This window comes from Actinoplanes sp. NPDC024001 (assembly GCF_040638955.1).
Classification (GTDB): Bacteria; Actinomycetota; Actinomycetes; order Mycobacteriales; family Micromonosporaceae; genus Actinoplanes.
In genome coordinates this window covers 1-11,271 of the sequence record NZ_JBEZZB010000241.1, presented here as the reverse complement: position 1 = coordinate 11,271, position 11,271 = coordinate 1, and the positions used below count along the sequence as shown (strand labels likewise).

9 protein-coding genes are annotated in these 11,271 nt (G+C 73.9%); 7 read left to right on the top strand and 2 right to left on the bottom strand.

What is annotated here, in order from left to right:
* Positions 1 to 96: 96 nt before the first annotated feature.
* Complete coding sequence (locus tag AB0F81_RS47465; protein ID WP_360210363.1) at positions 97 to 1,371, bottom strand: acyltransferase; 1,275 nt, start codon at positions 1,369 to 1,371, stop codon at positions 97 to 99.
* A 300-nt stretch (positions 1,372 to 1,671) separates the two neighbouring features.
* On the opposite strand from AB0F81_RS47465, the gene AB0F81_RS47460 reads away from it, so the two are divergent.
* The 7 genes from AB0F81_RS47460 (at position 1,672) to AB0F81_RS47430 (ending at position 8,729) form a co-directional block, all read left to right on the top strand.
* Positions 1,672 to 2,532, top strand: a complete 861-nt coding sequence (locus AB0F81_RS47460) for a CAP domain-containing protein (RefSeq protein WP_360210361.1) — start codon at positions 1,672 to 1,674, stop codon at positions 2,530 to 2,532.
* A gap of 231 nt (positions 2,533 to 2,763) precedes the next feature.
* Complete coding sequence (locus tag AB0F81_RS47455; RefSeq protein ID WP_360210365.1) at positions 2,764 to 3,477, top strand: L,D-transpeptidase family protein; 714 nt, start codon at positions 2,764 to 2,766, stop codon at positions 3,475 to 3,477.
* 91 nt (positions 3,478 to 3,568) lie between these two features.
* The gene (locus tag AB0F81_RS47450) at positions 3,569 to 4,897 is read left to right on the top strand and encodes an HlyD family efflux transporter periplasmic adaptor subunit (RefSeq protein ID WP_360210359.1); all 1,329 of its coding nucleotides are present in this window, start codon (positions 3,569 to 3,571) and stop codon (positions 4,895 to 4,897) included.
* Positions 4,894 to 5,565, top strand: coding sequence for an ABC transporter ATP-binding protein (locus AB0F81_RS47445; RefSeq protein ID WP_360210357.1), 672 nt, complete (start codon positions 4,894 to 4,896; stop codon positions 5,563 to 5,565). The genes AB0F81_RS47450 and AB0F81_RS47445 overlap by 4 nt, the downstream gene beginning before the upstream one ends.
* On the top strand, positions 5,562 to 6,749 hold the full coding sequence (locus AB0F81_RS47440) for an ABC transporter permease (RefSeq protein WP_360210355.1): 1,188 nt from the start codon (positions 5,562 to 5,564) through the stop codon (positions 6,747 to 6,749). Before AB0F81_RS47445 ends, AB0F81_RS47440 begins: the two co-directional genes overlap by 4 nt.
* Before the next feature lie 23 nt (positions 6,750 to 6,772).
* Positions 6,773 to 7,663, top strand: a complete 891-nt coding sequence (locus AB0F81_RS47435) for an EamA family transporter (RefSeq protein WP_360210353.1) — start codon at positions 6,773 to 6,775, stop codon at positions 7,661 to 7,663.
* Positions 7,664 to 7,688: 25 nt separating this feature from the next.
* Complete coding sequence (locus tag AB0F81_RS47430) at positions 7,689 to 8,729, top strand: GGDEF domain-containing protein (RefSeq protein WP_360210351.1); 1,041 nt, start codon at positions 7,689 to 7,691, stop codon at positions 8,727 to 8,729.
* Here the strand turns inward: AB0F81_RS47430 and AB0F81_RS47425 are convergent.
* The gene (locus AB0F81_RS47425) at positions 8,723 to 9,931 is read right to left on the bottom strand and encodes a tetratricopeptide repeat protein (protein WP_360210349.1); all 1,209 of its coding nucleotides are present in this window, start codon (positions 9,929 to 9,931) and stop codon (positions 8,723 to 8,725) included. The two genes, AB0F81_RS47430 and AB0F81_RS47425, sit on opposite strands and share 7 nt — an antisense overlap.
* Between the last annotated feature and the right edge of the window lie 1,340 nt (positions 9,932 to 11,271).

Genomic DNA, 11,271 nt, shown 5'->3' with positions numbered 1-11,271 from the left:
CGTCCCGTTTCCATGAGGTTCGCAAAACTTTGGCCCCCCCCCGGGGGTGCGGCTGCCCCGGCGCGCGCCCCCCCGCCCGCGCGCCGGGACGCCTGTTCAGGAGTGGTCGGTGAGCCGGACGGTGTCCTGCGGGACGGTGCCGGGCGGGACGGGGCCGGGCAGGACGGTGTCGGGTGGGGTGCGCTGCGGTCCGACCGGGAAGCCGGGAACCGGCCGTCCCGCGACCGGCATGTCGGCCGGCGCCGGAGCGGCGGGCTCCGGCGCGGGCGCCGCGCCGCGCGGGGTTTCCGGCCAGCCGGCCGGGAACGGGCCGGCCGGCTCGTCGGCGGCGGCGGGCTCGGGTGCCGGGGGCGGAGTGCCGCCGGCCGGCCACAGGCGTGGCCTGCGCTGCGCGGCCAGGTCCTCGGCCCAGCCGAACATCAGGACCGCCAGGCCGGTGCCGGCGAAGGCGACGGCCAGGGTGACCGGAGCCTCCAGCCTGCCCAGGTCGTCCATGCCGGTGCGTTCCAGGATCGGCCAGACCGCGGCGATCGCCACGCCGTGCCACAGGTAGACGGTGACCGCCCGCGCGTTGAACAGGGTGATCGCCGCGGCCGCCGCCGGCAGGCGTTCGACCCGGTCCATGCCCGGTTGCCAGCGCAGCAGGAGCAGCGCGAAGGCCAGCGAGTACACGGCCTGGGCCTCGGAGACCTCGTTCAGGTCCCAGCCGGTCTCCGCGTGGCCCTGCCACAGCCAGTACAGCCCGGTGCCGGCCAGCAGGGCGAACGCGCCGCCGGCGACGGCCGGGCGCAGGCGCGCCAGACGGCCGTCGCGGTGCGCGAAGCCGGCCAGCCAGCAGGCGCCGTAGGTGGCCAGGTCCCACAGTGCCGACTCGACGCCGGCGGGCATCCCGAAGTCGCCGCGTTCCAGCACCGTCATCAGCAGCAGGGGCGCGGCCAGCAGCGGCCAGCCGATCCGGCGGTACAGCGGGTAGAGCAGCGGCGAGAGCAGGACCAGCCAGAGGTAGGTGCGCACGTACCAGAGGGCGTCCCAGACGAACGCGGCCTGCTCGCTGCCGGGCGGGTCGCCGAGCGGCAGGACCCAGAAGAGCAGGGTGGCGGGCGAGAGGTCGTCCCATCCGGTGTAGAGCATCGCCGGCACCGCGATCAGGCCGAGCAGCCACACCGGCGGGAGCAGCCGGCGCATCCGGGAGGTCACCACCTCGCCGGCGGAGCGGCGCTGCAGCGAGGCGGCGGTCAGCGAACCGGCCACGGCGAACATCACGCCCATGGCCGGGAACACGATGGACAGCCAGGCCCATCCGAAGTGGTGATAGACGACGACCCGGACGATGGCGACGGCCCGAAGCAGGTCCAGGTATCGATTACGCACCGCGAAACCGTAGCGACGGCCACCCGGCGTCCGGGACCGTCGGTTCGGTCGGCAAAGACCGCCGCGGCGGGTTACCCCGGTCGGGGGAAGTGACGTCGTTTCCGGTGCGACTGTGCGACGCCCATGGTTGCCGGAAAATCACGTTCACGCAGCTCACGGCGTACCGGATAAAGATCGTCGCCGTAGGGCCGGGTGAATGCCGGCCTGGCGGCCAAGTGACCGGGCCGGACCCGGGCCGTTGGTCAACTCGCGAGAGCGTCCCGGAGCGGCCGGGACGCGCGGACGAGGGATCGGCGAGGTATGCGCAAACCTCTGGTAGTGCTCTGTGCGGCGGCAGCGGTGCTGGCGGGCGGTGGATTCGCCGCGAACGCGCTGGCGCAGGAGTCACCGGACGGTACGGAGACGCCAGACTTCTGGATCTTCGAGGAGCCGATGGCGGACGACCTGCTCGGTCCGTTCCCCGACACGGACGGGTGGGCCGGTGAGCCGGTCCCGGACCCGCCCGCCGAAGCCCCGCCGGTGCGGCAGTCGCCGTCGCCCGCGGACTCGTCCCCGGCGCAGTCCCCGTCCGCATCCCCCACCTCGGCGTCGCCGTCGCCCAGCCGGCCGGCGACCACCCCGCCGCACACCAGGCAACCCGAGCGGCCGCGGCCGCACGCCGACGACCGGGAACGCCCGCTGCGGCAGCTGCCCGGATTCGCCCGGCCGCAGGCCGACCCGTTCGCCGGGGCGCGCACCGCGGTGTCCGCCCGCTCCATCTCGTCGAGCCCGTACGCCCCGGTGCAGCAGCAGGTGCTGGCGCTGGTCAACCGCAACCGCCGCAACCACGGCTGCGGCCCGCTGACCGTGGACCGGCGGCTGATCGAGGCGGCCAACCGGCACGCCGCCGACATGGCGCGGCGCGGCTACTTCGCGCACGAGGGCCCGCGCGGCGACCGGGCCGGGCACCGGGTGGCCGAGGCCGGTTACGAGTGGCAGCGCTACGGCGAGAACATCGCCCGTGGCCAGGAGACCCCGTACGAGGTGGTGGTGGACTGGATGAACAGTCCCGAACACCGGGAGAACATCCTGGACTGCCGCCTGGACGAGGTCGGCGTCGGGCTGGCCATCGCGCGCGACGACACCCCGTACTGGGTGCAGGACTTCGCTACTCCCCGCTGATCAGGCAACAACTCCCCGGAGTCTCAAGTTCGCGACCGGGATGCCGATGGCATCCCAGTTTCGTGTCACGGTCCTTCCCCGGACATCGCTGGTGGGGCGGCTGTGCTTCGATGTGCGGACAACAACGAGGTCTGTTCGCCAGCGGCACCCGTGCCGTGAGCAGATCTCGCTTCCTGGGGAGGATGCATCTTGGCAGGGAGACGGGTTACCGCCCGCCTCGCCGGCGCCGTCATGTCGGTGCTGGTGGGTGGCGGTCTGGGCGCGTTCGCGCTGACGCCGGCAGGCGCCGGTGCGGCCGCGCCGGTGACCGCGGCCGTGACCACCGCGGTGGTCACCAAGGCGGCTGCCGCGTCGTGCGCGACCGGCAAGTACCAGAAGCAGGTCGAGGGTTACCTCAAGCAACTGGGCGGATACGGGACGGTCACGGTCGACGGCAAGCAGTCGTCCGCCGACTGTGCCGCGATCGTGAAGTTCCAGAAGCGGTTCGGCATCCAGCCGGCCAAGGGCCTGGCCGGCCCGACCACCTTCGACGTCGCCAAGCGACTGGCGTCGACGAAGACGTCGGCCTGCAAGGCCAAGAAGAAGGGCATCACCTTCTGCGTCAACCTGACCCTTCAGACGACGTGGGTGATGAAGAACGGGAAGGTGCACGTCAAGCCGACGGTCACCCGTACCGGGTACAAGGGATACCGGACCCCGGCGGGCACCTTCACGATCAACAAGCGGACGAAGAAGGAGTGGTCGGACCCGTACGAGGTGTGGCTGCCGTACTGGCAGCGCTTCATCGGCGGGCGCGGCTTCCACGAAACCACGACCTACATCCACGACAAGTGGCGCGGCTCGCACGGGTGCGTGAACCTCCTGCCGCAGGACGCGAAGAAGTTCTACGGCATCGGCAAGATCGGCATGACCGTCAAGGTGTTCGGGCGCCGTCCCGGCACCTGATCGGCAGCCGCGCGACGGGCCGTCCCCACCTTCGGGGGCGGCCCGTTCCGCGTTGTGCGGCAAAGAGCGGTGGCGGCATAGAGTGGCGTCTGTGAAACGCACGGTGATCATCGCTGCCGGGGTCCTGGTGCTGCTTTCCATGGGCGCAGCGTCCTGTGACGACGAACCCTCCGCCGTCCGGCTCGGCACCGCCGCCGTCGGCACCGTCGAGGAGATCGTCGAGGCGCCCGGGACGGTCACCGCGCGTACCGCCGCGACCCTGACCGCGCCGGCCGCCGGCACCGTCACCGACCTGCTGGTCGGGCCCGGCGACCAGGTCGCCGAGGGCGACGTCCTGGCCGTCATCGACTCACCCGAGCTGGAACGCCGCCGCGACGCGGCGAAACAGGCCCTCGACGAGGCGCCGTCCGGCGGCGGCGTGCCCACCGGCGGCACGGCGGGATTCACCGCGGTGCGCGAGCGCACCGACAAACAGGCCACCGAGGCCTTCGACCAGGCCCGCGAGGCCGCCGACAAGATCGCCGACCCGGAGCTGCAGAAGGCGTTGCGCCACCAGGTCGACGCGGCGAAGCAGCAGTACGAGGCCGCATCGGCGGCGGCCGCCGCCGCGGTGCGGTCGGTGGAGAACGGCGTCGCCTCACTCGGCCGGGCGATGGGCGCGCTCTCCGCGGCCCAGCGGTTGCAGGCCGAGCAGGCGTACGAGCTGGCCGACGCGGCCGTGGACGCGCTGACCCTGCGGGCGCCCGTGGCCGGCGTCGTGCAGCTCGGCGGGACCGCCCCAGCCAGCAGCGGCTCGCTCACCGACCTGCTGCAGGGCGGCACGCCCGGGCAGCTGCCCCAGCCCGCCGCCGCGGGGGTGGACAGCACCGTCCCGGAGGGCGGATACGTCGCCGCGGGCACCCCGGTGCTGACCGTCGTGGACGTCAGCCGGCTCGGGCTCACCGCCGAGGTCGACGAGACCGACGTGCTGCTGGTCGAACCCGGCGTGGCGGCCGAGGCCGAGCTGGACGCCGCGCCCGGCGCCGCCTACCCGGCCACGGTGCGCGCGGCCGACCTGCTGCCCACCACGTCCGCCCGCGGCGGCATCTCGTACCGGGTGCGGCTGGACCTCGGCGAGGGCAGTTACGCGGACGGCGGCGACGCGGCGCCCACCCCGCGGCCCGGGATGAGCGCGGTGGTCCGGCTGAAGGTGCGGGAAGCCGCCGACGCGGTCACCGTGCCGGCCGCGGCCGTGGTCAGCGTCGACGGCCGGGACACCGTCTGGACCGTCGAGGACGGCCGCTACGCGAGCACCCCGGTGCGCCTCGGCGTGCAGGGCGAGGACACCGTACAGGTGGTGTCCGGGCTGCGGGCCGGCCAGCGGATCGTGGTCGCCGGCGCCGACCAGGTCGAGGCCGGCGCCGAGGCGCCCCAGCAGTGAACCCCGCCGCCATCGTCGCGACCGACGTGTCGCGCAGCTACCAGCTCGACGGCCTGACCGTGCCCGCGCTGCGCGGCGTCTCGCTCACCGTCGAGGCCGGCGACTACCTGGCCGTGGTCGGCGCCTCCGGCTCCGGCAAGTCCACCCTGATGCACCTGCTCGGCGGCCTGGACCGGCCGACCGGCGGCACCCTGCTCATCGGTGGCCGGGACGTGGCGAGCCTGAGCCCCAACGAGATGGCCGAACTGCGCAACACCACGATCGGGTTCGTCTTCCAGTCGTTCCACCTGCTCGCCCGGACCACCGCGGTGGACAACGTCGGCCTGCCGCTGGTCTACCGCGGCATCGGGCGGCGCGAACGGCGGGAACGGGCCACCGCGATGCTGGAACGCGTCGGCCTGGCCCACCGGGTCGGGCACCGGCCCAACCAGATGTCCGGCGGCGAGCAGCAGCGCGTCGCGATCGCCCGCGCCCTGGTCACCGGCCCGTCGGTGCTGCTCGCCGACGAACCGACCGGCAACCTCGACTCGGCCACCGGCCAGCAGGTCCTCGCCCTGCTCGAATCGCTCAACGCCGACGGGGTGGCGCTCGTGCTGGTCACCCACGACCGGGAGGTGGCCGCCCGGGCGCACCGGCAGATCGTCATGAAGGACGGAGTGATCACGTGAGGCTCGCCGAGGCCTGGCGGGTCGCCCTGGAGGCGCTGCGCGCCAACCGGCTGCGCAGCATGCTCACCATGCTCGGCGTGATCATCGGGGTGGCCGCGGTGGTCGCCCTGGTCGCCATCGGCACCGGCACCAAACAGCAGATCGAACAGCAGGTGGAGGGGCTCGGCTCGAACCTGCTGATCGTCGTGCCGGGCCGGCTGGAGTCGGTCGGGGCCGCGCCCACCTCCTCGCCGATCACCCTGGACGACGTCGAGGCGGTCAGCCGGGTGGTCGGCGACCCCTCCCGGGTGGCCGTGACGATCAGCTCCGGCGAGACGGTCCGGGCCGGGTCCCGCTCCGCGTTCGCCACGATGAACGGGGTTCTGGAGACCACCCCGACGGTGTTCGTCCGGCGGCTCGACCGGGGTGCGTACCTGAGCCGGACGGACGTGGACACCGCCCGGCGCGTCGCCGTGCTCGGCGCCGGCACCGCCCGGCAGCTGTTCGGCGAACGCGACCCGATCGGCCGCCAGATCACCATCGGCGGGGTGCGGTTCCGGGTCATCGGCACCTTCGAGGCGCTCGGGCAGAGCCTCGGCGTGGACCGGGACGGCGAGGTGCACGTACCGGTCACCGCCGCGCAGCGGCTGCTCGGCACCGAGCGCATCGACGGCCTGGCCATCCGAGCCCCCGACCGGGAACGCATCGACCAGCTCGGCGCCGACGTGGTCGCCACCCTCACCGAACGCCACCCGGACACCGACTTCAGCGCGGTCACCCAGGAACAGATCCTCGGCGTGCTCGGCGACATCCTCGGCGTGCTCACCGGGGTGCTCGCCGCGATCGCCGGGATCAGCCTGCTGGTCGGCGGGGTCGGCGTCTCCAACATCATGCTGGTCTCGGTCCGCGAGCGGACCAAGGAGATCGGCCTGCGCAAGGCGGTCGGCGCGCGGCCCCGCGACATCGGTGTGCAGTTCCTGCTCGAAGCGGTGCTGCTGACCACCACCGGGGGAGTGCTCGGCATGATCCTCGGCGGGTCGGCGGCGCTGCTCGTGGACCGGCTCAGCCCGGTGCCGGCCGCGCTCACCTGGTGGTCGATGGCGCTCGCCTTCGGGGTGTCGGCGGCCGTCGGGATCGTCTTCGGCGTGGTCCCGGCACAGCGGGCCGGCCGGCTCGACCCGGTGGTGGCGCTGCGCACCGAATGACACCACGTACGCTGCGAGTCGCCATGCCACGTGTTCCCGCCCCGCTCCAGGTTCTCGCCGCCATCGCCTCCGTCCAGTTCGGGAGTGCGGTCGCCCGTACCCTCTTCGACGATCTCGGCGCGGCCGGCGTCACCTTCCTGCGCCTCGCCCTGGCCGCCCTGATCCTCGCCGCGCTCACCCGGCCGCGCCTGCGCGACTGGTCGCCGGCCGCCTGGCGGGCGGCCGCGCTGCTCGGCGTGGTGATGGCCGGCATGAACCTGATCTTCTACCTGTCACTGCGGACCGTGCCGCTGGGCATGGCCGTCACCGTCGAGTTCCTCGGCCCGCTGCTGCTCGCCCTGGCGCAGACCCGCCGCCTCAGCCACCTGTGCTGGGCGCTGCTGGCCGGCGGCGGGGTCCTGCTGCTCGGCCTCGACAGCGGAACCTCCGCCCCGCTGAGCGGGCTGCTGCTCGCCTTCCTGGCCGGGCTCTGCTGGGCCGGCTACATCGTGTTCAGCGCCAAACTCGGCGGCCTGGTCCCCGGCACCGGCGGGCTGGCCGTCTCGCTCGCCGTCGGCGCGCTGCTCGTCGCCCCGTTCGGGCTCCCCGGCGCGAGCGCGGTGCTCACCGAGCCGTCGCTGCTGATCGGCGCGACCGCGGTGGCGCTGCTCTCCTCGGTCATCTCCTACGGCCTGGAGATCGACGCGCTGCGCCGGATGTCCACCCGGGTCTTCGGGATCATGATGAGCCTGGAACCGGCCGCCGCCGCGATCGCCGGGCTGCTCGTCCTCGGCCAGCAGCTCGGCCGGGTGGAGATCATCGCGCTCGGTCTGGTCACCCTGGCCAGCGCCGGCGCCACGCTCGGACGTCGCGATGTCCCCGCGGGGCCGCTCCCCGAGCCAACCCCTCAGGTGGCCGCGCGGCAGACCGAATGAGGAAGCGGACCCCGAGGAGACCGCTTTGCCGTTTCAGATAAGCGACCAGCTCGGCGCCGCCCGTGCCGTCGCCTATCTGATGCTGGCCGCCGGGACCTACAACCTCGTCACCGGCGTCCTCATGAAGATCGGCGACCCGCTCGCCGAACTCGTCGCCGTCGGCGTCGCCTCCGTCGCGTTCCTGATCATCGGCGCGGTCTGCCTGCGCCGGCCGGCGTCACTGCCGAAAGTCTTCTGGCTCGCCGTGCCGTTCCTGTCGGCGATCGCGGTCACCGGCCTCAACCTGGCCACCCGGGACACCAGCACCGGGGCGCAGCTGTTCTATCTGTGGCCGCTGCTCTACGCCGCGTCGTTCCTCAGCCGGCTGATGATCGGGGCCACCGTGGCGGCCATCTCCGCCGGGCACGCGGGGGTGGCGTTCACGTACATGGACGCGTCCCACGCCCTGCACGACTGGATCGCCATCACCGTCGCCATGTCGATGACCGCGCTCGTCGTCGCCTCCCTGGTGGAGCGCAACAACCGGCTGCGGCACGTCCTCGAGGTGCAGGCGGCCTCCGACGCGCTGACCGGGGTGGCCAACCGGCGGGCCTTCGACGAGCAGTTCGGCCGTACCGTCGAGGCGGCCCGTGCCGCCGGCCAGCCGGTCGCCCTCATCATGATCGACGTCGACCATTTCAAGGCCATCAACGACACCTGGGGCCACGCCGCCGGCGACCACGCGCTGCGCACGGTCGCCGGCGCGCTGCGCGACGCCGCTCCCGGCGCCGATCACCTGGTGGCCCGGCTGGGCGGCGACGAGTTCGCGGTGCTGATGCGCGCCGGGCCGCTCACCGCCATGGGGTACGCCGAGCAGGCGCGCGCCCTCGTCGACGCCTGCGACGACCTCCCCTCCGGACCGCCCCGGCTCAGCATCGGCGTGGCGGTCCTGCCCGACCACGCCGCCACCGCCGACGAACTCCAGCGGGTCGCCGACGCCGCGCTCTACCAGGCCAAAGCCGGTGGGCGGGGGCGCAGCACCCTGGCTGAGCATCCCGCGCACCACACCGTCGCGTCCTACTACTGAGGGTCGGCGGGGACGACCACCGGGTGTTCGGCGGTCGCCTCGGTCAGCGCGTTCGGCTCCCCGTCGTCGGTGGCCCGCTCGCTGAGCAGCCCCAGAATCTCCGGGACCCGCCTCGGGTACGGCCCCCAGCCGTCGCGCAGCACGTGGATGTAGACCGACTCCAGACAGACCCCGATCCGCTCCACCAGGTCGGTGTCCTCCGGATCACCCAGCCGGATCGCCCGGGCGAAATGATCCAGCGCCTCCATGTGCCGGCCCTGGTCGTAGCAGCTGCGCCCGGCGTTCTCGTGCACGACGCTGCGCACCGCGGCCGGGACGTCCGCGTCGACCGCCCGCTGGAACAGCCGGTCCGCCTCCAGGTAGTCGCCGCGCAGCCGCAGCACGTGCGCCAGCTCGGCCTGCGCGATCACCATCGACTGCAGGTCCTGCGCGGACTCGGCGTGCGCCAGCGCCAGCCGGCTCGCGGCGGCGGCCATGCCCAGCTCGCCGAGGAGGCGGTAGACCTCGGCGCGCACGCTCAGCAGGCCGGCCTTGACGATGTTGTCGGCCTCGTCGGCCAGCGGGCCGTCGAGGCGTTCGCCCAGCTCACGCAGTGCGTCGCGGTTGTCGACGACCTCACGCAGGGAGGCGCCGTCGAGGCGCCAGCGGATCGCGGACAGGTCGGCGGCGGTCAGCGGCAGGTGCGGTGCCAGCTGCGGCCCCTGCTGCTGACCTTCTTGCGGCGGCCCTTGCTGCGCCTGTTGCTGATCTTCGTGCGGCGGCCCTTGCTGTGCCTGCTGCTGGCCTTCTTGCGGCGGGCCTTGCTGAGCCCGCTGCGGGCCTTCCTGTTGCGGTCCCTGCTGAGCCTGCTGCGGGTTTTCCGCCTGCGGATCCCGCTGCGGGCTTTCCTGCTGTGGCTTCTGCGGGGTTTCCTGCTGCGGGGTCGGCCGGCCCTCGGCTGCCGCTTTCGGCTCCTGCTGGGCAGGCTCCGGCTGCGTGGTGGTGGCGGCTTTCGCCGGGGTCTTCGTCACGAACCAGCCGCTGCCCAGCGCCGTGTCGGAATAGCGCCGCGGCTCCGGATCAGGTCCGGAGGTGGCCAGCCGCGCTATCGGCCGCAGGTTGTGCCAGGTGCCGTCCTCGTCCATGTAGGGAGCGTCGCCGTCCGCCGGCGCGCCAGTCCGCTGCTGAGCGCCCGCCGGGGTCCCGGCCTGCTCCTGGCCCACGCCCGCTCCGGCCCGCGCCGGTCCGGTCGCCGCACTGACGTGCTCATGGCCGCCGGCCGTCCCGGCCGGTGCCGGGCTGACCGGCTGCTGGCTCGTAGCTGTGCCGCCATGCGCTGGGCCTTCGGCCGTGCCGGCCTGCGTTGAACCCGCTGCCGTGCCGGCCTGCGCTGGATCTCCTGCCGTGCCGGCCTGCGCTGGATCTCCTGCCGTGCCTGGGTGCGCTGGGTCTGCGGCCGTGCCCGCATGCGCTCGGTCTGTGGCCACGCCGGCCCGCGCTGGGCTTGCGGCGGTGCCCGCATGACCGTGGCCCGTTTCCGTGCCGGCCAGCGCAGGTCCCGTTGTCCCGCCAACCGGCTGCTGCGTGCCGCCGGTTCCGTCGACCGCTGCCGGGGCTCCACTTACCGGAGCCGAATGCTGCGCGCCGTGTCCTGCGCCGCTGAACTGCGGAGTTCCGACCGGCGGCGTCGGTGCGGCCCACGGGTTGCTCAGCTCGTGGCGCGGCGGTTGCGGCACCGCCACCCGCGCGCGCTCCTGCGCGGCACCCACGTGGGCGCCATCGGCATGTGCGCCGCCTGCCTGTGCCGCGTGCGCCTGCGCCGACGGGTTTTCGGTGCCTGCCGGTCCAGCAGTCGGCTGTCCCGGATGCGGAACCGGGCGGTCGGCGCCCGCGCCCTCCGCCGCCGGTGGAGTCTGCGGCGCGGCGGAAATCGGGGCGGCAACGGACGCCTGCGGTGACCCCGGCCAGGACGCCCCCGGGCCAGTCGGAGGGTTGCCCTGCCAAGGTCCTGCCGGACCTTGCGGAACGCCGGCCTGAGCGGGCGACGTGGGCTGCGGACCGGCTTCGGTCCGAGTGACATCCGCCTGCGGCATGCCGTGCCGGGGGCCGGCAGGGCTGCTCGGGGAGACGCCAGGCGCCGGCGAGCCGGGCTGCGGGCCGCCGGCAGCGTGCGCCGCCTTGCCGGTTTGCTGCGAGGCCTGCGCGTCGCTCGCTGTGCCCGCCGCCTGCGGCGTCGATCCGGTGGCCTGCGGCGCGCTCTGCCAAGGACCGGCCGGAGACACCGGCGCCCCAGCGGCCGCCGGTTGAGGCATGCCGGGTTCGGCGGCTTGATGACGGCCGTCGCGCTGTGATGCCTGCCCCCAGGAATCCGCCGGAGGCGCCACGTTTGCCGCGTGCGGCGTCCCAGCCGACGCGGACTGAGCTGGCGTGCCCGACGGAGGTGCCGCGGCAGGCCGAACCGGCACCGGAGGCGGGACCGCTGCGGCTGCGGGCGTGACCGGCTGCGCGGTTGGCGGATGCGGGACCGCTGCGGCTGCGGGCGTGACCGGCTGCGCGGTTGGCG

Excerpts from the sequence above, each read along its gene's own strand:
- AB0F81_RS47435 (WP_360210353.1), top strand. The coding sequence starts at position 6,773 with ATGCCACGTGTTCCCGCCCCGCTCCAGGTTCTCGCCGCCATCGCCTCC.
- AB0F81_RS47460 (WP_360210361.1), top strand. The coding sequence starts at position 1,672 with ATGCGCAAACCTCTGGTAGTGCTCTGTGCGGCGGCAGCGGTGCTGGCG.
- AB0F81_RS47455 (WP_360210365.1), top strand. The coding sequence starts at position 2,764 with ATGTCGGTGCTGGTGGGTGGCGGTCTGGGCGCGTTCGCGCTGACGCCG.